At 32.1% G+C, this 23,127-nt stretch carries 26 protein-coding genes; 11 read left to right on the top strand and 15 right to left on the bottom strand.

The genetic code is table 11. From position 1 onward, the window contains the following. Positions 1-7 precede the first annotated feature (7 nt). From QZ143_RS00205 to QZ143_RS00195, 3 genes are read right to left on the bottom strand one after another with little or no spacing between them, the layout of a single operon-like run. Positions 8-784 carry a hypothetical protein gene (locus QZ143_RS00205; RefSeq protein WP_292880118.1) on the bottom strand — a complete coding sequence of 259 codons (777 nt, stop codon included), beginning with the start codon at positions 782-784 and terminating at the stop codon, positions 8-10. 24 nt (positions 785-808) lie between these two features. Then, entirely contained in the window at positions 809-1,684 is an 876-nt protein-coding gene (locus QZ143_RS00200; protein ID WP_292880116.1) for a toll/interleukin-1 receptor domain-containing protein, read from the bottom strand. A gap of 11 nt (positions 1,685-1,695) precedes the next feature. Next, a complete protein-coding gene (locus QZ143_RS00195) occupies positions 1,696-2,601 on the bottom strand; it encodes a toll/interleukin-1 receptor domain-containing protein (RefSeq protein ID WP_292880114.1) in 906 nt (301 codons plus the stop codon). 149 nt (positions 2,602-2,750) lie between these two features. Between QZ143_RS00195 and QZ143_RS00190 the strand changes: the two genes are divergently transcribed. The 3 genes from QZ143_RS00190 (at position 2,751) to QZ143_RS00180 (ending at position 6,908) form a co-directional block, all read left to right on the top strand. After that, positions 2,751-4,433, top strand: a complete 1,683-nt coding sequence (locus QZ143_RS00190) for a hypothetical protein (protein ID WP_292880112.1) — start codon at positions 2,751-2,753, stop codon at positions 4,431-4,433. 12 nt (positions 4,434-4,445) lie between these two features. Next, on the top strand, positions 4,446-5,018 hold the full coding sequence (locus QZ143_RS00185) for a TIGR00645 family protein (protein ID WP_342764023.1): 573 nt from the start codon (positions 4,446-4,448) through the stop codon (positions 5,016-5,018). 366 nt (positions 5,019-5,384) lie between these two features. Next, positions 5,385-6,908: an MFS transporter gene (locus QZ143_RS00180; protein WP_292880111.1), complete on the top strand. Its 1,524-nt coding sequence runs from the start codon at positions 5,385-5,387 to the stop codon at positions 6,906-6,908. Positions 6,909-7,013: 105 nt separating this feature from the next. Here the strand turns inward: QZ143_RS00180 and QZ143_RS00175 are convergent, their stop codons facing one another. The 3 genes from QZ143_RS00175 to QZ143_RS00165 all read right to left on the bottom strand — a co-directional run bounded on the left by QZ143_RS00175 (position 7,014) and on the right by QZ143_RS00165 (position 8,929). Then, a complete protein-coding gene (locus tag QZ143_RS00175) occupies positions 7,014-7,541 on the bottom strand; it encodes a hypothetical protein (RefSeq protein ID WP_292880109.1) in 528 nt (175 codons plus the stop codon). Positions 7,542-7,735: 194 nt separating this feature from the next. Next, positions 7,736-8,248, bottom strand: coding sequence for a DUF367 family protein (locus tag QZ143_RS00170; RefSeq protein ID WP_292608162.1), 513 nt, complete (start codon positions 8,246-8,248; stop codon positions 7,736-7,738). Between the two features lie 15 nt (positions 8,249-8,263). Beyond that, on the bottom strand, positions 8,264-8,929 hold the full coding sequence (locus tag QZ143_RS00165; protein WP_292880107.1) for a hypothetical protein: 666 nt from the start codon (positions 8,927-8,929) through the stop codon (positions 8,264-8,266). 124 nt (positions 8,930-9,053) lie between these two features. Here QZ143_RS00165 and QZ143_RS00160 point away from each other — a divergent pair, with 124 nt between their 5' ends. The 3 genes from QZ143_RS00160 to QZ143_RS00150 are packed head-to-tail and all read left to right on the top strand — an operon-like array spanning position 9,054 to position 10,792. Then, on the top strand, positions 9,054-9,761 hold the full coding sequence (locus QZ143_RS00160) for a hypothetical protein (protein WP_292880105.1): 708 nt from the start codon (positions 9,054-9,056) through the stop codon (positions 9,759-9,761). Between the two features lie 11 nt (positions 9,762-9,772). Continuing rightward, positions 9,773-10,306: a nicotinamide-nucleotide adenylyltransferase gene (locus QZ143_RS00155; protein ID WP_292880103.1), complete on the top strand. Its 534-nt coding sequence runs from the start codon at positions 9,773-9,775 to the stop codon at positions 10,304-10,306. Between the two features lie 48 nt (positions 10,307-10,354). Then, positions 10,355-10,792: a molybdenum cofactor biosynthesis protein MoaE gene (locus QZ143_RS00150; RefSeq protein ID WP_292608151.1), complete on the top strand. Its 438-nt coding sequence runs from the start codon at positions 10,355-10,357 to the stop codon at positions 10,790-10,792. Between the two features lie 151 nt (positions 10,793-10,943). On the opposite strand, the gene QZ143_RS00145 is transcribed toward QZ143_RS00150, so the two are convergent. Further along, complete coding sequence (locus QZ143_RS00145) at positions 10,944-11,150, bottom strand: TOBE domain-containing protein (RefSeq protein WP_292880101.1); 207 nt, start codon at positions 11,148-11,150, stop codon at positions 10,944-10,946. Positions 11,151-11,484: 334 nt separating this feature from the next. On the opposite strand from QZ143_RS00145, the gene tsaA reads away from it, so the two are divergent. Next, positions 11,485-11,970, top strand: coding sequence for a tRNA (N6-threonylcarbamoyladenosine(37)-N6)-methyltransferase TrmO (gene tsaA / locus QZ143_RS00140; protein WP_292606488.1), 486 nt, complete (start codon positions 11,485-11,487; stop codon positions 11,968-11,970). 42 nt (positions 11,971-12,012) lie between these two features. Here the strand turns inward: tsaA and QZ143_RS00135 are convergent, their stop codons facing one another. Continuing rightward, the gene (locus QZ143_RS00135) at positions 12,013-13,041 is read right to left on the bottom strand and encodes a M42 family metallopeptidase (protein ID WP_292606490.1); all 1,029 of its coding nucleotides are present in this window, start codon (positions 13,039-13,041) and stop codon (positions 12,013-12,015) included. 103 nt (positions 13,042-13,144) lie between these two features. Here QZ143_RS00135 and QZ143_RS00130 point away from each other — a divergent pair, with 103 nt between their 5' ends. Beyond that, on the top strand, positions 13,145-13,903 hold the full coding sequence (locus tag QZ143_RS00130) for a ferredoxin (protein ID WP_292880098.1): 759 nt from the start codon (positions 13,145-13,147) through the stop codon (positions 13,901-13,903). Here the strand turns inward: QZ143_RS00130 and QZ143_RS00125 are convergent. Both QZ143_RS00125 and QZ143_RS00120 read right to left on the bottom strand, forming a co-directional pair. After that, positions 13,898-15,403: a HEAT repeat domain-containing protein gene (locus QZ143_RS00125; protein WP_292880096.1), complete on the bottom strand. Its 1,506-nt coding sequence runs from the start codon at positions 15,401-15,403 to the stop codon at positions 13,898-13,900. The two genes, QZ143_RS00130 and QZ143_RS00125, sit on opposite strands and share 6 nt — an antisense overlap. A 1-nt stretch (position 15,404) precedes the next feature. Continuing rightward, positions 15,405-16,448 (bottom strand): ribonuclease H-like domain-containing protein, encoded by a 1,044-nt coding sequence (locus QZ143_RS00120; RefSeq protein ID WP_292880093.1) that lies wholly within the window; start codon positions 16,446-16,448, stop codon positions 15,405-15,407. Between the two features lie 327 nt (positions 16,449-16,775). Between QZ143_RS00120 and QZ143_RS00115 the strand changes: the two genes are divergently transcribed. From QZ143_RS00115 to QZ143_RS00105, 3 genes are read left to right on the top strand one after another with little or no spacing between them, the layout of a single operon-like run. Then, positions 16,776-17,159, top strand: a complete 384-nt coding sequence (locus QZ143_RS00115; protein ID WP_292606497.1) for a hypothetical protein — start codon at positions 16,776-16,778, stop codon at positions 17,157-17,159. Next, positions 17,156-17,893, top strand: a complete 738-nt coding sequence (locus tag QZ143_RS00110; RefSeq protein ID WP_292606499.1) for a 4-phosphopantoate--beta-alanine ligase — start codon at positions 17,156-17,158, stop codon at positions 17,891-17,893. Before QZ143_RS00115 ends, QZ143_RS00110 begins: the two co-directional genes overlap by 4 nt. A gap of 6 nt (positions 17,894-17,899) precedes the next feature. Continuing rightward, positions 17,900-18,439: a nucleoside monophosphate kinase gene (locus QZ143_RS00105; RefSeq protein WP_292880090.1), complete on the top strand. Its 540-nt coding sequence runs from the start codon at positions 17,900-17,902 to the stop codon at positions 18,437-18,439. On the opposite strand, the gene QZ143_RS00100 is transcribed toward QZ143_RS00105, so the two are convergent. The 5 genes from QZ143_RS00100 to QZ143_RS00080 all read right to left on the bottom strand — a co-directional run bounded on the left by QZ143_RS00100 (position 18,440) and on the right by QZ143_RS00080 (position 23,003). After that, positions 18,440-19,120: a TIGR00289 family protein gene (locus tag QZ143_RS00100; protein ID WP_292606503.1), complete on the bottom strand. Its 681-nt coding sequence runs from the start codon at positions 19,118-19,120 to the stop codon at positions 18,440-18,442. It abuts the gene before it with no gap. Positions 19,121-19,124: 4 nt separating this feature from the next. Further along, a complete protein-coding gene (locus tag QZ143_RS00095; RefSeq protein ID WP_292880088.1) occupies positions 19,125-19,931 on the bottom strand; it encodes a hypothetical protein in 807 nt (268 codons plus the stop codon). A gap of 78 nt (positions 19,932-20,009) precedes the next feature. Beyond that, positions 20,010-20,435: a class III signal peptide-containing protein gene (locus QZ143_RS00090; RefSeq protein WP_292606507.1), complete on the bottom strand. Its 426-nt coding sequence runs from the start codon at positions 20,433-20,435 to the stop codon at positions 20,010-20,012. Continuing rightward, positions 20,436-21,305: an A24 family peptidase gene (locus tag QZ143_RS00085; RefSeq protein ID WP_292606509.1), complete on the bottom strand. Its 870-nt coding sequence runs from the start codon at positions 21,303-21,305 to the stop codon at positions 20,436-20,438. 96 nt (positions 21,306-21,401) lie between these two features. Then, positions 21,402-23,003, bottom strand: a complete 1,602-nt coding sequence (locus tag QZ143_RS00080) for a CTP synthase (RefSeq protein WP_292606569.1) — start codon at positions 23,001-23,003, stop codon at positions 21,402-21,404. Positions 23,004-23,127: the final 124 nt, after the last annotated feature.

Genomic DNA, 23,127 nt, shown 5'->3' with positions numbered 1-23,127 from the left:
AAAGAGATTAAAGGATAAATCCTAAATCTCTATAGTAACCAAAGTATCCGAAACCAAAGTCACTGTAACCCCCGCCGCTGGAACCGGAACTGGAACCGGAACTGGACGAACCAGTGTCAAAACCAAAGTCACTGTAACCTCCACTACCAGAACCTGAATAATCAGAAGATGAATCTGATGAGGAACTGGAAGATGATGACTCACTGTAAGAGCTAGAAGAAGATTCACTAGCCTGAACAGCATTTTGAGTTTGTTCGATAGCATTAACTACAGAACCAGATCCATTATCGCCTGCAGTACCGTTAAACTTAATCTTATCGGTTGGGTCGTGGTATTTAACACTATTCCAACATGCCAATAAAACGTTTTTATCAGATGATTGTATCAATAAAGTATCATTATACTGAGTGTTTTTAGCGAATACTGAGTATACACCATCCTTTTCATACACAACCACATCATTTTCAACCATTTTCTTGGCTCCGGTTGAAACTGAATTCTTAAGTTTCTTCATTTCCTTAACACTTGATGAAGCGGATAAATTGGAACAACTAGTAATGTTTATATTATCATCTTTATCCTTATAATAGAAAATTCCCTTTTTATCAGCATTGGATGTAGCATTTGAATCTTTAGGAACTTCCATATATGCTGATTTACTTAAAACAATTGTAGTTTGTTCGCCGGATACAGTTTGAATATTGTTTCCATTCAATAGGAAATAACCTCCAACCACGGCAATCACTGCAATCAAAAGAATTATTAGAATATATTTTTTATCCATAATAATCATCACCCTTAACAAAAATCATAATTGCGCTTCATCCTGAGCAATAATAATATTCTCCTTATTAACCAATTGGGCATCTGCAAGTTTAATATTGTTCTTATCAGATGTTGCAGATCCTAGTAAAAATCCAGAACTAACCTTTTGAGCATCTTTAAATGGAGTTTCTGTTGTTTCAACCAGTTTACCTGATTCATCATAGAAATCAACAACAATCACACATCCGTCCTGATCACCAGGTGCTGGAGAAATTTTTCCACCCACATAATAAGAGTAGTTCCAGTTGGTTTTTTCCTTCCCGACATCATCAACATGGAAATCTGTGATATTGAGCTTAATGTCACCCGCTTTTATTTGAGTGGCATTCGTTGTGCCACTTCCGCCATTATACATCATATATCCTAAAACACCTACAACAAGCAAAATAACGACAATTCCAATAATTACAGGAATTTTATGATTTTTAATAACATTACCAATATTCCTATCGATTGCTGACTGTTCTTTTACAAGTTTTGAAGTGTTTTGAACCAAACGGTCAAATCTATCTTCAGGATTTGGATAAGCTTGAATCCTAGGTTTATTCCTCAAGAAGAATTCTAAACTGCCGTCCAATTTTGAATCATCAATTTGAAAGACCAAAATTGACCTTTTTTCCGCGAATGCAATATCCACCTCATTGTTAACAAAATTGGAATCCTTGGAGTTTTGTGAATATAACAAAACCATAACTTTGGATTTTTTGATTGCATTCATGATTTCATCAACCATGTGTTTTGCACCGGTGTCACGGTTTTTCAACCAGCAATCCAATCCATTGTCCTCTAAAGTGTCACAAACCTTTTTTGCCATTTCCAAGTCCCGTTCATCATAACAGATATATACCTCATCAGCCATAATAAACCCCACTACTGTTCTATAATATTATCACTTTCTACACTATACAATACCTTTTTGTCCTTATTCTGCAATTGTGCTGAAACTTTAACTATATCCTTTTTGTTTACATCGACAGAACCTAAAATATTACCGTCAACATCACCCATTTTAGTATTGCTGCTTTTGACAACTTTTCCAGAATTGTCATAATAATCAATATGAATCACATCACTAGATGAGTTGCTGAATCCTTCAGCAATATCTCCAAATACAAAATAAGTGTAGGCATCACCATATTTTTCCAAACCAATATACCCTATAGACATTCCAGTTTCATTTGACCCATTGCTTGATTGACCGTTCATATTACTATAAGCCAAAAACCCTCCAACAGCAATCAAAAGAATAACCGCAATTACAATAGGCCATTTATATTTATCAAAAAATCCTTTTTCCTTGCCAGGTATAACAATGTTTCCAACACCGCTAGAATCTAAAACTGGAGTTTTTCCATCCAATATGCGTTGAACATCACCAACCAATTGATCATAACAACTGTCAAGTGTTTTGTTTTCTTTTTTAAGTGCAGTAGGAGATGCATCCAACCATTGGGAATTTTTCAAAAAGAATTCCATTTGTTTTTCAGGAAATGAATCATCAACTTTCAATGCAACAATAGGTTGACCATTTTTCGAAAAAGCAGTATCAATTTCATTGTTGACATATTCAGATTCCTGCGCGTCTTTAGAAAATATCAAAACAACCAGTTTGGCTAATTTCAAACCATCCATAATCTCTTTAGCATAATTGGTACCAGTTTTAATATTCCTCGGTGCAATCCAACATTCAATACCATTATCTTCTAATTTTTTACAGACCGCATCTGCATATTCTGTATTCTTTGTTGAATAACTAATAAAAACATCATGCGCCATGACTTCACCAATTAAAACATGTTTTATAATATAGAACTATTTATATTGAATATTTAATATAAGTCATATAAAGCAAAAGCTTTCATTAAGAACCGTTAAAAAAACCATTTATATTTAATAAATAATATATTATTAAACAAGGTGCAGCCATGGGTTTTAAAGACAGAATTACAAAGGTTATTTCTTCCCCGGAAATTGATGAAAATGACATAGAGTCCTTAATCAATAAAGGTTTAAATGAAATTACTTTAAAAAAGGACATTGATTTAACCAAAACCGTCAATATCAACACAGACAACATCACAATTGACGGGAAAAACCATGCAATCACCTCAAACAGGGAACAAATCTTCAATATCACTGGAGACAACATTACCCTAAAAAACATTACCTTTAAAAATGCACATCCAGATCAGGCCGGAGGCGCCATCTACAACAGGAATGGGAAATTGAGAATTATTGAATGCAATTTCATCAACAACCATTCCGCCCGAGACAATGGTGGAGCTATTTACAATGAAAACGGCTCTGTAATTATTGATAGCTGTGATTTTAGAAGCAATACTGCTCGCTTTGGAGGTGCAATATACAACAAAAAGACCATGACCGTGATGTTTTCCAATTTTTCAAACAACAACTCGTCAAAGGGACCGTCAATATTCAATGCATTGGATTTGACTTTGGAAACCTGCAACTTTAAAATGGGCCGCAAAGCACAGGACATTGAAGTTTATAATGTTGGAATCATTAACATCAAAAGCTTTCAAAAGGATTTCATTAATGGGATAACCCACGGTGGATTCATACATATCAATTCAAATGATGCAAAATCACCAAAATACCTGAATGATTTGATTCAAAGCGGAAAAAGTGAAATCAAACTTGATTGCGATATCGAATTTGAAGGGGAAAATGAGATTGTTATTGACATCGACAATTTAAGGATTGATGGGACAGGCCACAGGATTGATGCAATGGGAATGTCAAATATCTTCAAAATCACTGCAGACAATGTTTCTTTATCAAACATCAACTTTAGGAATGGCACATCCAAAGAAGGCGGAGCAATAATCAACAAAGGAAAATCTCTGAGCCTGTTCAACTGCGATTTCGATTGCAACATTTCATCTGACGGAGGAGCCCTCAAAAACGAAGGCACACTTGAGGCGAAAAAGTGCAATTTCAACAAGAACATTGCAAATTCCGATAATGGAGGTGCAATAGGCAATTGTGGAAATTTGAAACTGACTGACTGCAATTTTTTATACAATTCAGCCATTGGAAATGGCGGTGCAATCGACAACAAAAAGATTTTAGATTTGAACAATTGCTGTTTTAAATCAAACGTCGCTAAAAATGGAGGAGTCCTAAATAATGAGGGAAATGTTTCACTTGATGAATGCAGGTTTAAAGAAAACAAAGCGTTTAAACAGGGAAGCGTTCTATTCAATGACTCAATTGTTTGGATGAAAAATTGCAAATCTCTAAATAACATTTCAAACAAGTATTCCAACATAATATTTCAAAATGATAATGAAAGCAGCGAGTTGATAATTGAAAAATGCAGATTTACAAGAGACAGCTTTAACAACAATTTGATATTCCTTGAAAACGGCAAATCACATATCAAATCATCACAATTCATAATCAAAAGAGAGCATGAAGATTCATTTATCATATATAATGAAAATGCAGTTGTTAAAGTTGAAAATCTAAAATTTGAAAATCTTTCAAACAACTTGATATACAACAACAATATTCTGGAAATTGAAAAGGAACTTAAAGATTATGTAAAATCAGGTAATGAGAGCCTGAATATAAAATACCTATAGGAGGAGGACACTATTTCACTGAAAGACAACAGACACTGGCTAGAAGACAAAGCTGAAAAACTGCTGTTTGCAAGCAGATGGATTTTATCCCCAATGTATATAATATTAATTTTAGTACTGTTTTTAATATTATGGAAATTCATAGGGGACGTAATCCACTTTATCCAGATAATGAACACATTGACTGATGACGAATGGATTGTTCATGTTTTAGAATTGCTGGACTTGACTCTGGTCGCAAATTTAGTGGTCATTGTAGCATTTTCAGGCTATGAAAATTTCATATCAAAGATAGATGTTGCAGAAAAGCACAGAGACCGCCCTTCATGGATGGGACGTTTGGATTTTTCAGGTCTTAAACTTAAGATTATCGGTTCAGTAGTGGCAATATCCCTGATTGAATTGCTTCAGGACTTTTTAAATGCAACAACAACAGTCGATCCAAATGTTGAATTCTGGAGAATAGCACTTCATTTGACATTTGTTTTAACCGGTTTGGTATTTGCAGGAATGGAAATATTAGCCGAAAAAAGACATGAAATGAAAAACAAAGACCATTTGGCTGAAATGAAAAACAAGTTTTAATATTGTAGATTCAATCTACAATCATCTATTTTTTTATCAAATACGTGATTAATATAATCACCTGTAAGAATTCAATCATTGGATAATTGTTTTTATATCCCCTTTCAATTGCTATTTCAAGACTTTTAAATCATTGTTTATGGCAACTTTCTCCATTACATTAAGAGATTTGTATTTGACATATAATTAGCAATTGATTGATTTTTTCGATAATTCTTGCTTTTTTAAGGATATCTTCATCTAATTTTTTTATGAAAATTATATAAAACAACAAAAAGAAAAATAACACACAATGAGATATAAATTGATTGAAGGTATCTCTATACATATAATTATATTAGAGACAATATATTGGAGGATTAATTAATGAATGAAACTATTAGGGAGCACTCTTGGATTCCACTAATATTAGTGGCCTGTGCTTCATTTATTATAACTTTGGATTCTACATTCATGAACGTTAGTATTTCCCAGGTTGTTGCTGATTTGAATACTACTGTAAGTACCATCCAAATGACCATGGCATTTTATACCCTCATAACTGCAGCATTCATGCTGTTAAGTACCAAACTTCAAGATATAGTTGGTAAAAAGAGACTGTTTTTAATCGGTGCTGTACTTTATGGTATCGGTACATTCATTGCAGCAATAAGTCAAAGTGATACAATGTTATTTATCGGATGGGCAGTGATAGAAGGTCTTGCAGGGGCATTAATGACACCTGCAACCGTTTCCATAATAAGTGGAACATATTCCGGAGAAAGACGCACATTTGCTTTGGCAATTGAGAGTGTAATGGCCGCACTTTCAGCCGCTGTCGGCCCACTTTTCGGAGGAATCATGACAACATTTCTCAGTTGGAGATATGGGTTTGCAAGTGAACTACTAATCGTTATCATTATTTTAGCAATGCGAAATAAAATACCTGATTTCGAACCTACAGAATCCAAAAGAGATTTGGATATTACCGGCGCCATAATTTCATTTATAGGCCTTATTTTATTTGTTCTCGGTATTTTGATGTTGAGTGAGGATGCCACCACCAGCATAGTTGTAATTATTTTAGGCGTAATTGCCTTAGCAGTATTTGCATTGTTTGAAATCAAAAGAAAAAGAAAAGGTAAAGTGCCATTACTTGATATGGACTTATTTAAAGACAAAAATTTACGTGTTGGCTCGACCATTATATTATTGAGTTATATTGTAATGGGAGGAGGATTATTTGTAGTTTCCCTGTTTATGCAAACTGTATTAAATTTAAATGCATTCAATACCGGTTTGACCACACTTCCTTTGACTGTAGGTTTGCTTATTTTTGCAGCGATAGCTCCAAGTTTAACTGAAAAATTGAATCACAAGTCACTTATGGCAATTGGAAGCATAATAGCAATCATCGGATGTGTGATTTTAAGTTATCAATTTAAAATAAATACAACAATGCTGAATTTAATGCCTGGAATGTTCATATTGGGATCTGGAATTGGTTTCATAATGGCTTTAAGTACTGATATTGCATTAATCAATATTCCGGATGAAAATCAAAATAACGCATCAGGCATTACTACAACCGGTCAGACATTAGGTGAATCAATGGGTACAGCAATTATCGGAATAATTCTAATTCTCGGAGTAATGGGAGGCATTGCTAATGGAGTCGATACCTACGCACCGGAATATTCAGGAAATGAACAAGTACATCAAGACATCTTTGATTACTTCGAAAAAGTAGGGAATGTAGACGATATTAAATCAGAGAACAGTACTGTCATTAATATTGCAGATACTGTTATTCAGGATTCAATGGCATTCGTAATGCTGGTAACGGCTGTCCTGATGGCTATTGTTTTTGTCCTGACGTTCAGGTTAAAGGATAAAAAAATTAAAAAATGAGAGTTTATCTCTCATTAACCTTTTTTTAAAAAAATCATTGATGTGAAACGATAGTTATGTTTCATAACATCTTTACAACATCTACCCCAAATTTTACAGACTTTTTTAATTGAATTTTTCAAAAACAATACCTGCTCCAGCGTAGGACAAATCAAATAAAATAAAGCAAACAAAGACCCAAATATCAAATACTCCACAAACAGCAAGCAATAATACTACAATCTTCATCAAAAACCGGTATTCGAAAAATAAATTTAAAAACCCGTTTTCAGTCTTTTTTGGAATTATTTCATGACATACTTCATCAGCCAAAATGGTTAAAATACATATCAGCAAAATAACTAAACTCAAATCAGGAATTCCTACAACCAACAGCACTGCTAAAAAAACAATCAAAGTAATAATATGATGGATTCCATCTACTTTTAAAGCTATGAGATTGCCTATTAGGATAGAAATAAAAATATATGCTGCCCCAGTATTGTATACTGTAGCTGCAACAGATGCAATAGCACATAAAATGCCGAAAAATGTTGAAAAAACCAAATCATGTTTCTCATCATATAAGTCATCGGAATATTTCATGAAAAAACCAGATAGAATAAAAAGAACTGCAAGAACAACATAATTCATTTAATCACTATAATTTAGATTTATTAAATAATACTATTATATCATGACATATAAATATTTTAAGTTTTTTATTTAAAAGGAGGCTCAAAATTAATTATTTTTTAAAAAAAAATAAGTATTTTGTTTGATTCTTGAGGAATGACTCATTTTGTATAAAAAATATAAAAAAGTATGAAAAAAATAGGTGATATTTATCAGGATTCCGAAAGGAATTCATTTTGAATTTTTACAACTTCAGCACTGCTGTCAACTTCACTATATGCTTCAAGCAAATCATGATTGAGTTCCAAAAATGTATGACCCCATTTAAAACCATCCATCAATTCACGAGCTTCATCCTTAAAGCGAGTAATGTACAGTGTAGCTGAAATAGCTTCAACAGTTGATAAAATGCATGGTTTCCCATAATTAACAGGATTGGTTGCTATCAAAAAAGGTAATGAACGATGATATTTTGAAAGAGAAAAGAATTTTTTAGAGCTTGAAACTTCGTTCCAGGAACAGTCAAGCCCCACAATTCCTCTTCTTTGAACATATCTATAGTCTTCATAGGATACAGCTTTTTCAGCATATGGATTCAATACGATGGCTCCGGAAGGTATTTTATTTATGTTATAAACCAACCTACATTTGCCCATTTTCTCCATTTTGATGGATGTGCATTTTTTTCTGTCGCATTCATCTGCATGAAAAACTGTAATTTTCATTTAACCTGACGCCTCTTAAGATTGTTGGTTCAATGCGGAAGTATTTCCAGCCTTATACTGTTTTACAAGTTCCATCTGTTGAGCGAACTCACTAGATGATAGGCCGAATTCTTCGTTAATAGTCGGAACGTTTTTGCTTTCTTTCAAGGTTAAAGATTTGAGTAACGGTTCGACATATCCTTTGTAAACATCTCCGTAAACATTTAGTGAAGATGTATTTACATCTGTTTTAGATCCGATAATCATATAGACCAGATAACCTTGTTTATCTTTTTGACATTGACAGATTACGATTGATAATGTGTTGTTTGAGTTATTTCCTTCAATAGCTTGGGAGAAGTAAATATTCCAATCATTTCCATTGTATGAACGGTGTTCAGGATTCATAACTCCCTGAAGATAATAAATATCCATCAAAGCAGTTGAATTGTCAACAGTTGAGATGTTGTATGTGATATTGTGTTTTTTATCTTCATATGACTGCATGTATTTTGAAGAGTTATTTGCTAATTTAACGTCTCCTGAAAAAGAACCTTCCATGAATGAATTTTTAAATTGAGTAGATTCCCCAATTATGCTTTTTCCAGATCCACCAGTTAAATTAGTAGAAAATATAGCTGCCGCAACTGCAACGATTGCTATAATAACTACTGCAATTAAAATAATATTTTTCTTTTCCATTATGTAAACTCCATAATTTATATTATTATTTAGTAAATACTGTTTTATAAAGTTTGGTTTACTAAAAAAGTATTTTTATTAAAAAGAATAAAAAGTAATGTAAAAATATTCTTAGGTTAAAAATATGAACAAGAAACTTCAATATGAACTATTATTGATAGTTCTAATCACTATTGTTATATTTAATCTTGCTATTGTCTTTACTTCCCATGAGGAAACAAATGGAAACTATTATAATGTTACTGAAGTTGGACATAATGTAAATGGAACAGTATATAAGATTGTTGCAGGCAATGCATCGTCTAATGATACTGTAGGGGTTATTCTAGGAGTTCATTCAAGAGAACATGAAATCCATGAAGCAATCAATAAAACCATTCACAATATAACACATAGTGAGGATAAAAATCTTACAAAAAAATTCGTAGTCTATTATGTGAAAGTTAATGATAATTTGACTTCACGTGATGATACACGTCCTGCAGGGGAACTTCTGGCAAATAAATTTGTTGTAAACAATATTGCAAAAGACAATCCTTTCCTAGTTGTTGACGTTCATGAAATCAATCCTGATTACGAGTATTCTAATTTCATATTCTCATTATCCAATAAGACTGATAAGATGAATTCTTATATTTCAAAATTATCAAAAGACGTCAATTTGGTGGATTATGAATTTAGTGAAGGAACAAGCCCTGAAAAGGTAACAAAACCAATTGCCAAAAAAGGCATTCCAACAGCATTAATGGAAACATCAATTACAGATTCACTAACACAAAAACAGCAAACAGCAACAAATTTCATAAACTGTTTAGATTCAATGGAACCTTAACGGAGGATATCATGGATAATATTCGAGGAATTTTAATTGGAAGAATGCAACCTGTCCATAACGGACATCTTCAGGTTATTGACAAGATTCTGGAAGAAGTGGATGAAATCATTATTGGAATCGGAAGCGCTCAATTAAGCCATGAGCTTAAAGATCCCTTTACTGCAGGTGAGAGAATTGTCATGATGAGCCAGGCACTGGCCGAAATGAATATTGACCCGAAAAGATATTATATCATACCTATGGAAGATATCAATTTCAATGCAATCTGGCCATCCCATGTTAAAATGATGACTCCACCATTTTCAATTGTTTATTCTGGAAATCCTTTGGTAAAGCAATTGTTTGCTGAAGAAGGATTTGAAGTCAGACAACCCCCACTCTATGACAGATTACACCTTTCGGGAACTGAAGTTAGGCGCAGAATTTTAAAAGATGAAAATTGGCAAGAGTTAGTTCCAAAAGCAACTGCCGATGTACTTTCAGAAATTAACGGCATTGAAAGGTTGAAAAACTTATCTGAAAAGGAAATCAGTGATATATAACAATAGTTATTTATATTATAAAATCCTATTAACTAATGGAGAGATAAAATGGTTGTACGTGTAATCGAAGCAAAAGAAGACAAAGTAACAACAGCAGATTTAATAGACGAATTGAAAAAAAGTAGCAAAATAGATTATTCCGGTGCAATTTTCACATTTGAAGGAATTGTACGTGGAAAAGAAGAGAACATGAACTTAAAAAAGCTTATTCTAACAACACCTGATAAAGAAAAAACAAAATCAGAAATTGAAAAGATTGTAGATAATGCTAAAATTAAATATAATGTTCACGAAATTTCAGTCGTTCACTACATTGGTGAATTCTATACTGGAGACATGTTATTCCTTGTTGCGGTTTTAGGTGCACACAGGGCAGAAACCCTTGATGCATTAAAAGAAGTAATTGAAACCGTAAAATATGAGGTTGAATTTAAAAAAGAGGAAATTTCCGAAGAGGGAACTAAAACAATCCTCGCAGGAGGTTAAAATGGTAATGAATATTATTAGAATATTAATACTATTTCTAATAATTTATGCAGTGGTAAAAGGCTTTAAAACATTGTTTAAAGCCGCAATAATTATATTTATTATTTCTATATTATTAGGATTATTAGGAATTTAATCCTAATTCCTAAACTTATTTTCCAATTATAACTTCAGTAGATTTGATGATAGCAGTTACATCATCACCTTCAGATAAACCTAATTTCTCAGCAGACTCTTTAGTAATCACAGCAGTAATAACACCAGGTTCACTGATTTCAATTTTAACATTAGCCATAACAGCTCCTTTTTCAACATTAGTAATTTTTCCATTTAATTGATTTCTAGCACTTAATTTCATAATTTCACATCAATATGTTTTTGACAATACTAAGTTGTATCGAATTGTATATAAATGTTTCGTTTTTTCTATGAAATAAGGCATTTAAAATCGATTACCGAAAATACTTCATATCGATATAAAATTATATTAACTCATTTATAAAACAAATTAAAAAGTTTAATTTATTATAATTAGAATTATTAAAGAATAAAAAATAAAAATAAAAATTTATAAGTAAATTTATTAAAAATAGAAATCATATAATTTGTTAAAAGTTATTTTATCGAAATTCATAAAATTAATAAAATTCAACCAGAAAATTATATTACAAATCAAAACGAAAATAATAATTATGAATATCGAAATGGAATCAATCGGTACAATCCATACCGAATTTAGTGAAATTGAAGGAATGCCCATTCAACCTACTGGGGCAAAAGGAATAAAAGGAACAATAGAAATTAAAGACAAATATGCTGATGGTCTAAAAGACCTTGAAGATTTTTCACACATCCATTTGATTTACCTGCTTCATAAAGTAGAAGGTTACATGCTTGAAGTAAAACCGTTTATGGATAATGATACACATGGAGTATTCGCTACAAGATCTCCCAAAAGGCCAAATCGTATTGGAATGAGTGTTGTTAAAGTCAATGCAGTTGAAGGAAACACGATACATGTTGAAAATGTTGACATTTTGGATGGAACACCACTGCTTGACATCAAACCCTATGTACCCCAATTATATGAAGACACTATTGATGAGCTAAAGATAGGCTGGTTTGAAACCAAACACAAAAAAGCAAAATCACAAAAATCAGACGACAGATTTAAATAAAACAATATATGTTTAATTTAATCAAAAAAAAAGAAAAAATAGCTATAATTTATTTATAGCTTCAGTAATCAATTGAATAGTTGATTCAATATCATCCATACTACATACACTTACTGGAGTGTGGATATAACGAGTAGGAACAGATAAAACACCAGTAGGAATTCCTTCACGAGTTAAGTGAATTGCAGTTCCATCAGTAGTTCCACCATCACTTACTTCAAGTTGATATGGAATGTCATTTTCATCCCCAGCTTCGATTAACATGTCCTTAATTGATTGTTGGGTTAAAATTCCCCTTCCGCTTGCATCTGCTAAAATAATAGCCGGACCTTTACCCATCACTACAGGTGCCTCTTCAGGTTTGATTCCAGGGTGGTCACCTGATAATGTAACATCAAGTGCAATAGCCAAATCAGGGTTTAATCTAAATGCAGAAGTTTTAGCTCCTTTAAGACCTACTTCTTCCTGTACGGTTCCAACACCATAAACAGTAGCTCTGGTTTCAACCCTTTTTAAAACTTCCATCATTACATAACATCCTACACGGTTGTCTAATGCCTTACCCATGATTAAGTTGTTTGGATACTCTTCGAATAATGCGTTGAAGGTCATTTTATCTCCTATTCTGACCATTTTTTCTGCATCTTCCTTATCTTTAGCACCAATATCAATAAACATGTCGTCAGATTTAACAACTTTGTTTCTTTCTTCAGGTTTGGTAACGTGAGGTGGTTTAGATCCAATTACTCCAACAATCGGTTCGCCAACTGATGAATGAACTGTTACGGTTTGGTTCATTAACATTTGATCGTTTATTCCACCAATATTTGAAAATTTAATAAATCCGTTATCATCAATATATCTTACCATTAGACCAATTTCGTCCATGTGTGCTGCTAACATAATACTAGGAGCCTTTTTTTCACCTTTTTTAGTGGCAATTAAGTTTCCCATACTGTCAGTTTCGATTTTATCAGCAACATCATTTAATTCACGTGTAATTATATTAGCTATTTCCTCTTCAGAACCTGATACACCAGGTGCTAAAGAAAGCTCTCTCATTAATTCCATCGTATCACCAAATTATTTTTTAAATTTAATATTATTAAATAGTTTCTATTGATTTAAAAATCATTAAGTTGTATGAAAAATATAATTAATATCAGGTGAGAGTATGTCAAAAATTGTTAAAGTATATTTTAGCCCATCCAATACAACTAAAAAAGTAGTGGAACAGATTGCAAGTAATTTTGATGATGGTAGTGAAAGTTATGACCTGTTGAATTTCAATGGCGAAAAAGAATTTCCGCAAGACGCCATCACTATTGTAGGAATGCCCGTTTTTGCAGGCAGAATCCCAAAAAGCGGTCGTGAAAGATTAGAAAAACTAAAAGGAAATAATACTAAAGCAATTGCTATTGCAAACTACGGAAACGCTCATGTTACTGATGCATTGCTTGAATTAACCGATTTGTTAAAAGAAAATAATTTTGATGTCATTGCGGCTGCAACAACCATCAGCCACCATTCCATTTTTGAGGGGGTTGCATTGGGAAGACCTGACAGTGCAGACATTGAAAAAATTGATGACTTTTCAAAAAAATGCATTGAAAAAATAAAAAGCGGAAAAAGTCTTGAAAGTGAAATTCCAGGAAACAGACCTTATGTCGATTACAAACAGCTGCCGTTTGAAATCAGCTGCGATGAAACAACCTGTGCATTCTGTTATGATTGTGTTTCAATTTGTCCTGAAAAGGCAATTCCGGACGATGACCCTATTTCAACAAACTTAGACCTCTGCAGCAGATGTACCGCATGCATCAGCATTTGTGGTGAAAATGCACGCTCATTTTCAGGAGATGCATTTGAAGCTAAAAAACCTGAATTTGAAAAGGCCAACAGCGAAAGAAAAGAAGTTGAATTCTACTTATAGATTCATCCTCTTTTTTGCAACATTTCTTACATATTCATTTTCATCATTGATTGAAACTTCTTTTAAAACCTTTTTACTTACAATATGTTTTACAGCGGCTTCACGAACTCTCCATTGAGGCTCATTTTTAACTATTTTTGTTAAAAATTTCTGATTTCTGACTTTGGAAACTGCCCTGACTGAAATGTTTTCGGAAATTCCCTGCTCATATATTTTTATCAGACAACTTTCAACATTGATTTTATTTAAGGCCTTAAGTGAAAATTCCTCATCTTTATTGGCTAAAACGATTTTTATCAATGTTTCCAAATCATCAATATTATCCAATGTGTCCTTTCTGATATTTTCCAATTTTGCTTCGTTCAGGATTTTAATAAATGATTTTTCATCATGAATGTGTTTCATGGCTTCACTGGCCACATCTTCATGAGTCGAATTGATTACTATTTCCAAATAATCGCCTTCATCAACTAGATTTGGATTTTTAATTGCATGATTTCTTACAAATTGATCATCATCAGTTAATGCTATGTTTATTAATATTTGAGGACTTTTAATATTGTTTACCGCAATTTGGCGAACGAACCTGTCATCATCATTTTTAATAATCTTCAACAAATCATCTTCATTACTAATTTTCTTAACAGCTTCGCTTCTGACAATTTTATCAGGGTCATTTAAGGCTATTTGTGTAAGTAATTCTTCATCATCCAATTTTGGGACCAAATCCAGACGTACATCAGATTTGTCGGAGTTTAAAACTATGTCCTTTAATATTTCTGGATTATCTATCTTTTCAAAAATAAGTGAACGGATTTTTGCATTGTCTTCATTTTTAGCTATATTTGCTAATTTTTCACTGTCAGTGATTTTGTTAATGGCTGCAGTTTTGACACCTTCATCCTTTTGAGAAATTGCAATTTCTTCAAGGACATTTTCATCATCAAAGTTATCTTTATTGATTGCTGCTTTTTTAATATCATTATCATTAGCCTTAAAGATCAAATCCTGCAGAACTTCTCGGGACTCTATTTTACTTACTGCTTCATTCCTATATCGTTTGTCGTCAGCTTCAATAGCAATCCATTTAAGGGTTTCCTCATCAACGACCTTTTCAAATATTTCATCCACATGTTGATTTTTCTTTGTATTTATTACAATTTCGGCAATTGACTTGTTGTTTTCGCCCAGTCTTTCGTATGCAAAACTCCTTACATCAAAGAATTTTGAGTTTTCAGCCGCATCCCACAGTAAATTTTCATCTGTGAGTTTATTTGCTGCAATTAATCTGATTGCCCTATCCTTTACATTTTTAGCCATGTCCAATGCAACATACTGATTAGTTATTTGATCTGCAGCTGCTGCCCGTTCGTACCTGTCCTTGTTTGTTGTGGCTATTTTTTGCAATAACAGTTGATCTTCTTCAATTTCCACATCATCTTTTGAAATGGCTTTGCGTTCTTTTTTATCATTTTTCTTAAATCTATCAAAAAGTCCCATTTTAATTTACATCCTTATACATTTTCTCCAAAAAAGATGCTAGTGAAACAATATCCTGCCTGTTGTGTTCTATAATGGGCACAATAGGACCAATATTGTTTTTGGATAAATAAGTATCATAATATCCGGGAATATATTGGCCAGGAACATCGTCTTCCCGTTCAATGCCAAAAAACTCCCTTTCAATTGTTTGAAGTTTGCAATTTGGCAATTCATCTTTCCATAAATTTTTTGCAAAATACATCAAATCTATATGAGCCAAATCAAGGTTGGCATTAATTCTATTATATATGCATCTATTATTAATAAATGGTACATCAAAACTTTTTCCATTGAAAGTCACATGAACAGAATCTTCATCCAAATGTGACAGATAAGCTTCCAGAATTACAGGTTCCTCACCATAATCCCTTAAAAAATATTGTGAAGTTATAATGTTATCATTTTTTATTTCAGCAACTCCTATTAGGATTACAGGCACATTTGAAAGACCTTTTGTTTCTATGTCCATGAATTTGAAGTTTTCGCAATCTGTAAGACTGACGCATTTTATCAGATTATCTCTGCATTTACGGGAGTACTTATTGCGGTCAAGCAAATTCATCACATCATGGAATGACATATCTTCGATGCTATCCAAAAATTTAGATGCTACATTACAGTATGTATCATGTTTTTTAAGTGATTCTATTGTGTCATAACCTTGATTTTTGAGGTTTTGTTCTTTTTTAATGCCAATTTTTGGAAGCAATTTCAGATTATGGTTCATCTGATTTTTAAAATCATTATCAACAATATCGAAATTAATCTTTTCTTTTGTTGTTATCTTCAAAGTCTCCCCATAATCTGTGGAAATTATTTCTGAATTTTTAATATCAGTTACTTTTTTTCCACCATATTTTACTAATAATTTTTCTTTTAAATCATCAAAATAAAGTGGGGATTTTCTTCTAGCTCTTTTTTTAGCTTCTTCTGACGGATACATTGAAGAAATGGAGTTAGATAACATTCTTTGATAATAATTTTCTTGTTCCTCATTATACATGGTCAATTTAATTTTAGTAAATCAAAGAATATATAGGTTATTAGTAAAGTATACTTGAATTTTAATAAAATTCAAATAAGTTTATATACTTGAATGTATAAAGTATTACTTGGCTACAATGTAGCCGAGAGATAGATTAAACAGCCAAATTTTAAAATTCATTTCTCTAAAAGCTTGTAAAAAACAAGTAGTTAGGTGGATAATTACATAATTATCTACCTAACCATCCCAACACTTTTTTTAAATAGACTTTAGATTAACTTAGAAAAGTATTTAATATTTCTAAATCAAAGATACTATTGATAGTTATTTTAAGGTTTAATTAATATGAAATTAAAATTAGCGATAATATTTGGAGCATTAATATGGTTTTTAACATATTTTTTAACAAATATTTTCAATCCAATTTTTAATAATAACCTCCCATATGTCAATATTATGGTTCCAATACTCATAATTATCATAACCGGATTTTTCGGAATACTCTACATTCGAAATATTAACGAAAATGAGGTTGTTGAAGGTTTACTTGCAGGAATAGTATTTATAATAGTGAATATGATTCTAGATTACATATTTTTTATTATACCTAATGTAAATAATCCAATAATTGGAGATTATCCATTTCATATTACTTCAATGATTATAATAACTTTACTGATAACAACATTTTTAGGATATCTTGCCCAAATGAGGATTGATTTAAAATGATACCAAAATCTCACCCCCGTTATGAGTCATTGCTTTTAAGAGACAAAATAGTTAAAGCTTCACAGAAAGGCTACCTTGCAGATTCTGGAATGATTGCACATGGAAGAGGAGAAGCTTTTGATTATTTGATTGGAGAAAAAACTACATACCCTGCAAAAAGGGCAATGTATGTTGCCGTAGCTGCCCTACTTTTATCAAATAATCCTGTTATTTCCGTCAATGGTAATGCATCTGCTCTTGCCTGTGATGAACTAATTGAATTGGCGCAAAGCATTGATGCTAAAATTGAAATTAACTTATTTTACAGAACTGATGAACGTATAAGATTATTGACAAAACTATACAAGGACCATGGATATAATGATATTTTAGGCACTTTGGATGATGATATCGAATATATTGACGATATTAAAAACAATAGAGCTTCAGCAAGCAAGACAGGAATATATTCATCAGACACCGTTTTGGTTCCTCTTGAAGATGGTGACAGAGCAGAAATACTAAAAAAATCAGGCAAGAACATCATTACAATCGATTTAAATCCACTTTCAAGAACATCAAAGATGTCAGACGTATCAATTATGGACAATATCGTTAGAGCCATACCATATATGACAAAAATTGCTGAAGACTTAAAAACTCAGGATAAGCAAGTCCTGATAAACATAGTTAATGAATTTGACAATGAAGAAAACCTTAAAGAATCATTACAACAAATAAAAATTAAAGAGTGAATAAGAATGCAAGTTATGGGAATTTCAGGGTTACCTGGATCTGGAAAGGGTTTAGTTTCTGATATGGCTACCGAAAGAGGAGCCATTATTGTAAGTATGGGAGATATAATAAGAGAGGAAGCTAAAAAAAGAGGTGAAAGTACTAAAGAAACTGCCAAAAATCTTAGAAAAGAAAAGGGCGAATATATAGTTTCAGAACTTACCATCAAAAAAATTAAACAACTTGAAAAGGAAGGCATTGAAAATGCCATTGTTGTCGATGGAATTAGAAGCCATCACGAAGTGGAAATGTTTAAGGAAAACTTTGATGATTTCATTATTCTTTCAATCTTTGCAAATCCCACATTACGTTTTAAAAGATTGCAAAACAGGATGAGAGAAGATGATTCTAAAGACTACAAGGAATTTGCAAAAAGAGACCAAATGGAATTGGACTTTGGAATCGGTAATGTGATTGCACTTTCAGATAAACTAATTATCAACGAAAGCGATTTGGAAAGCTACAGCAAAGAAATTAATGAATTTTTAAAAGAGATTAACTTGTAATCACTTTTCTTCAAGAATTGCATCTTCAATAATATAAACACCACTGTCAAGATGCCATTCTTTTTTATCATTTAATATTTTAACTCTTTTTTTAAAAATAGGACCATCTATAGCTAATGTTTCGGCCTCACCACCTTCAAAGGCAATGTTGACCTGATATTTTTCATTTAGTTTAACCAACTCATCAATGGCTTTATCGTCAATGATTCGTCCCAACCAAGATTCATCCAAACCCCAAGCAGCTACACCTGAAATAATAATCTTAAATCCCAGAGAAACAATTTCTCGCATATATTCGAGTTCATTTACATGCCAATATGGTGAAATGATCTTTAGGCCAACTTCATCCCCCAGTCTTTCGATTCTGGATTTTTGATAAACAGAATAAAGTGCCCCGGTGTATATGGCTTCAACACCCAAACTTTTAAGATTTTCAAATTCTCTTTTTAAATCTTCAAGTTCTTCTTCTTTAACACCTTGAGTCACCGCAGAAATGATAGGAATATCAAGCGCCTCTGCAAGCAAATCAGTGATGTGAATGTTTGGGACATGAAACATGTAAGATTCATCATTAACGGATTTCATGGAAAGAAGATATTTAACATCTTCTTCCTCCTTTAATGCATAATACAATGCCATAGTACTATCTTTTCCACCAGAAAATAAAATAGCAACTTTCATAAAATTACCGTTTTTGTTTAGTCCTTAAGAATTTTCTAAGTCTTCTATAATATACAACAAATGAATCGAAATAAATTCCAAGTACTGCAACGAAAATTCCTATTGCTCCAGTGAATAATACGAAACTGGTATCTGAAACCATTGATGCATTTGCATTGTCAATACTACTCTGAATTGGACCTTCCATCTTACTTGCAACAATACCTCTGGCAAGCAAGTTTTTCTCAAATTCATCCAAATGTGATGCATCGATTACCAATTTGGAATGTACTTGTGCATAAGATAATGTATCTCCATATACTAACTTATACCAATCTGAAAAAGATTTCAAAGCATTGGACGCAGAATAATTATCTGCAAGATAAATAGTAATCTTTCCAGAAGAGTTTACAGTATAATTCTTATAGTGATCATCAATGTTTCCAACTATCTCTTCAAAATAGGACTTTTCAGTATCACTAAAACTCCACAGAGATATCGAAACACTTTCTTCATTATATGATTTAAAACCGTCAGTATGAGACAGATTATTTTCTAGTTCAGCCAAATCATTTGAAGAAGATAAATCCAAATATAATGTCTCTTCATTATTAGGCATATTCCTTTCAACAGCGGTCATAACCGAAGGCACTTCCTGATAGATAGGTTCCAGGAAAAATGCACCTCCAATTGATCCGATTAAAAAAGCTACAAGAATAACTAAAAGAATTTCCTTTTTTGGCATGTATTTTCTAATCATACCAATAGAAAAGACAAATATCATCATTATAACAAATAAAATGATATAAATAATTGAAGTTATAATATCCATAATTCACACGCCATTTAACATTATAGATTATATTTTAAATAACGCTATTAAAATAACTTTTGATAGAATCATGCAAAATCATACACTAACAAACATGTTTTCACTACCTGCAGGCCATTCGACAACAACAGAATTTTTACCCTTTTTAAGAGTTAATGAAGAAGATTCAAGATTTGACTTATAAGGAACCTTAATATATTTATTCGATTTATCCTTAAGCTTTAAATTGCAAGACAGATATTTACTTTCAAAATTTACCTTAACTGATTGTGGTACATAAACATTGACCGTTTGTTTTGATCCTTGACCCTCTCCATAGACCGTTTTGATAGCTGAAGCGATTTTTGACAAATCAGATTTGATTTTTAGAGAATCAGAAACATCCAATGTTGTTTCCATACTTTTATTTACTAAGGGCATAGTAAATGCAATCAAAATAATTAAAGAAATTGTAAAAATCAACAAATACTCTAAAGATACCTGACCGTGATTTTCCCCAATCATTCAAACCACCAAAAAAATATTTTTTGTAAACAACATTATTATATCTCCGTAAATAACTGCAACCATCAGACCAAAAAGAATTGCCGGCGCAAATGGAAATGAAATCTTAACTGAAATTTCATCAGAAATAAATCCCTGAGCATTCATAATTTTTAGCAGATACATTTCCTTTTCAGTTATTCCACCTGCACTTTGTGATTTAAAATAATATTTATAATACGAATCATGTTCATTTTTATAGACCTTCAAGTTACCCCCAATTTCATTTATTAAATGACAAATATGCTCATTATTGAAATAATATTCATTAACAATTGCGCCTTCACATATATCCTTTACAGGAATCATTTTATTGAGGGTGGATTCAATCAGATATTTTACACTGTTAATATTAAGTAAATTGAATAGAAAATCCTTATTTTCTTTGAAAATATTGTTTTTAAATATCAAATAGGTTACAAAGATTATTAGAAATGGAAATGATACCAAGATACTGTTTAAGACAACACTAAACGAAAACGGATATATGGACAATTGGGGAAAAATATCCAAAAAGTCAACATTGGTACCGAATGGTATTACTGAAGATATTCCAGTGAATAATTTTACATCACCACCACCCCATATATTCAATTGCCACATCATATAAGTGATGAAGTAAGTTATAACTACTGAAATAATTGAAGCTAAAATGTATTTAATGTTAGATGAAAACAGCGACAAAATTAAATTAGATATAAATCCAAAAATCAAAAGAAATCTTGTCAACCAGTTGGGAATAATACCATCTTTTACATCAAAAATTGCAGCCATAATGCAAAATAGCACCGTAATTGATATTTGAAATAAGCATATTAGACTAAAATTCATAATTATAGTATTATACGAACTATAATATTAATTAGATAGAAAATAAGCTTGCAAAATTGATTTTAGTTCATTAAATTGATAAAAAAATAAAAAAAATTAATTTTTAGAATGCTCATAAATAGCTTCTAAAAATGATTTGAATAATGGGTGTGGCCTATTAGGTCTTGATTTGAATTCAGGATGGAATTGGCAACCAATAGCCCATGGATGATTTGGAAGTTCAACAATCTCTACTAAAAAGTCATCAGGACTAGTTCCTGAAATAATTAAACCTTTTTCTTGTAGGTCATCTCTGAAATCATTGTTAAACTCATATCTGTGTCTGTGACGTTCTTCAATATCGATTTCACCATATGCATCATGAGTTTTAGTTCCTTCAATGATTTTACAATCATAAGATCCTAAACGCATTGTTCCACCCATGTTTTTGATTTTCTTTTGCTCTTCCATCATATCAATAACTGGGAATTCCAAATTTTCATCAAATTCAGAACTGTTGGCATTAGGATAACCGTTCCTTCTTGCAAATTGAGTTACAATGGATTGCATACCAAGACATATTCCAAATAATGGAACATTATTTTCAATTGCATAATCAACGGCATCTAATTTTCCTTCAAATCCACGTTCTCCGAATCCTCCAGGAATTAAAATACCATCAAATTCATTTAAAGCTTTTTGATCCAATTCTTCAACATCAGAACTTAAGTATTTGATATTGGCTTTTACGCCAATGCTTGCAGCTGCATGAAGCAATGATTCGCGAATACTGATGTATGAATCCTCAAGTTCAACATATTTCCCAACAATACCTATGGTAACTTCAGGTTCAGTGGTTCTAAGGGATTTAACTATTTCTCTCCATTCATCCAATTTGGATGAATCAGGGTCAATATCTAAACCAATTCTATTTACAATTAACTCACCGATGTTTTTATCTTCCAAGACCAAAGGCACTTCATAGATTGTACCAGCATCAGGAGTATTTACAACAGCACTTGCATCCACATCACAAAAGTGAGCAACTTTTCCAAGCAATGCATCATCAATATGCACTTGTGATCTGCAGACAATAACATCAGGATTTATACCGACACTTCTCAATTCTTTAGTGGAATGTTGGGTTGGTTTTGTTTTGAATTCTCCAGCTGCATTTAGGTAGGGAATAAATGTAACATGGACAAACATAACATTTTGTCTGCCTTCCTCATTTCTTAGTTGTCTTAAAGCTTCAAGGAAAGGTTGACTTTCAATATCTCCAACAGTACCTCCAAGTTCAACTAGCACTACATCATAATCAGAGCTTTCAGAATTTTCTCTAATCATTTCTTTAATTCTGTTGGTAATATGTGGAATTACTTGGACACATTCTCCCAAGTATCCTCCTTCTCTTTCTTTAGCAATAACAGATTCATAAACTTTACCAGTTGTAATATTAGCCATTCCATCAAGTTCAACATCCAAAAATCTTTCATAGTGACCCAAATCCAGGTCGGTTTCCATACCATCATGAGTTACAAAGACTTCACCGTGTTGATATGGATTGAGTGTTCCTGAATCCCAGTTTAAATAAGGGTCTATCTTAATAGCAGAAACTTTTAAACCATATGATCTTAAAATTCTACCCATAGATGCTGAAGTTATACCTTTACCTATGGAACTAACTACCCCACCAGTTATAATAATGTACTTTGTCAGTTAAATCCTCTCCATTAATTATACTATAATTTTAGTTTTTCATGATATATAAAAATTTAATAAAATTCATATTCACTTATAAACAAGCAAAATTAACCTGAAATATATAAAAATTTCAATATCC

It is taken from the genome of Methanobrevibacter sp. UBA188, from assembly GCF_905234905.1.
In the GTDB taxonomy this organism is placed as follows: Archaea; Methanobacteriota; Methanobacteria; order Methanobacteriales; family Methanobacteriaceae; genus Methanocatella.
This window is presented reverse-complemented; position numbering and strand designations above follow the sequence as displayed.

What these genes read in the sequence shown, in the direction of transcription:
- QZ143_RS00135 (WP_292606490.1), bottom strand. Translation starts at nt 13,041, where the DNA reads ATGGAATTAATGAGAGAGCTTTCTTTAGCACCTGGTGTATCAGGTTCT.
- QZ143_RS00200 (WP_292880116.1), bottom strand. Translation starts at nt 1,684, where the DNA reads ATGGCTGATGAGGTATATATCTGTTATGATGAACGGGACTTGGAAATG.
- QZ143_RS00165 (WP_292880107.1), bottom strand. Translation starts at nt 8,929, where the DNA reads ATGGAAAAGAAAAATATTATTTTAATTGCAGTAGTTATTATAGCAATC.
- QZ143_RS00180 (WP_292880111.1), top strand. Translation starts at nt 5,385, where the DNA reads ATGAATGAAACTATTAGGGAGCACTCTTGGATTCCACTAATATTAGTG.
- QZ143_RS00085 (WP_292606509.1), bottom strand. Translation starts at nt 21,305, where the DNA reads ATGAATTTTAGTCTAATATGCTTATTTCAAATATCAATTACGGTGCTA.
- QZ143_RS00155 (WP_292880103.1), top strand. Translation starts at nt 9,773, where the DNA reads ATGGATAATATTCGAGGAATTTTAATTGGAAGAATGCAACCTGTCCAT.
- QZ143_RS00090 (WP_292606507.1), bottom strand. Translation starts at nt 20,435, where the DNA reads ATGATTGGGGAAAATCACGGTCAGGTATCTTTAGAGTATTTGTTGATT.
- QZ143_RS00120 (WP_292880093.1), bottom strand. Translation starts at nt 16,448, where the DNA reads ATGTATAATGAGGAACAAGAAAATTATTATCAAAGAATGTTATCTAAC.
- QZ143_RS00115 (WP_292606497.1), top strand. Translation starts at nt 16,776, where the DNA reads ATGAAATTAAAATTAGCGATAATATTTGGAGCATTAATATGGTTTTTA.
- QZ143_RS00125 (WP_292880096.1), bottom strand. Translation starts at nt 15,403, where the DNA reads ATGGGACTTTTTGATAGATTTAAGAAAAATGATAAAAAAGAACGCAAA.
- tsaA (WP_292606488.1), top strand. Translation starts at nt 11,485, where the DNA reads ATGAATATCGAAATGGAATCAATCGGTACAATCCATACCGAATTTAGT.
- QZ143_RS00145 (WP_292880101.1), bottom strand. Translation starts at nt 11,150, where the DNA reads ATGAAATTAAGTGCTAGAAATCAATTAAATGGAAAAATTACTAATGTT.
- QZ143_RS00130 (WP_292880098.1), top strand. Translation starts at nt 13,145, where the DNA reads ATGTCAAAAATTGTTAAAGTATATTTTAGCCCATCCAATACAACTAAA.
- QZ143_RS00175 (WP_292880109.1), bottom strand. Translation starts at nt 7,541, where the DNA reads ATGAATTATGTTGTTCTTGCAGTTCTTTTTATTCTATCTGGTTTTTTC.
- QZ143_RS00150 (WP_292608151.1), top strand. Translation starts at nt 10,355, where the DNA reads ATGGTTGTACGTGTAATCGAAGCAAAAGAAGACAAAGTAACAACAGCA.
- QZ143_RS00190 (WP_292880112.1), top strand. Translation starts at nt 2,751, where the DNA reads ATGGGTTTTAAAGACAGAATTACAAAGGTTATTTCTTCCCCGGAAATT.
- QZ143_RS00110 (WP_292606499.1), top strand. Translation starts at nt 17,156, where the DNA reads ATGATACCAAAATCTCACCCCCGTTATGAGTCATTGCTTTTAAGAGAC.
- QZ143_RS00170 (WP_292608162.1), bottom strand. Translation starts at nt 8,248, where the DNA reads ATGAAAATTACAGTTTTTCATGCAGATGAATGCGACAGAAAAAAATGC.
- QZ143_RS00205 (WP_292880118.1), bottom strand. Translation starts at nt 784, where the DNA reads ATGGATAAAAAATATATTCTAATAATTCTTTTGATTGCAGTGATTGCC.
- QZ143_RS00160 (WP_292880105.1), top strand. Translation starts at nt 9,054, where the DNA reads ATGAACAAGAAACTTCAATATGAACTATTATTGATAGTTCTAATCACT.
- QZ143_RS00105 (WP_292880090.1), top strand. Translation starts at nt 17,900, where the DNA reads ATGCAAGTTATGGGAATTTCAGGGTTACCTGGATCTGGAAAGGGTTTA.
- QZ143_RS00095 (WP_292880088.1), bottom strand. Translation starts at nt 19,931, where the DNA reads ATGGATATTATAACTTCAATTATTTATATCATTTTATTTGTTATAATG.
- QZ143_RS00100 (WP_292606503.1), bottom strand. Translation starts at nt 19,120, where the DNA reads ATGAAAGTTGCTATTTTATTTTCTGGTGGAAAAGATAGTACTATGGCA.
- QZ143_RS00195 (WP_292880114.1), bottom strand. Translation starts at nt 2,601, where the DNA reads ATGGCGCATGATGTTTTTATTAGTTATTCAACAAAGAATACAGAATAT.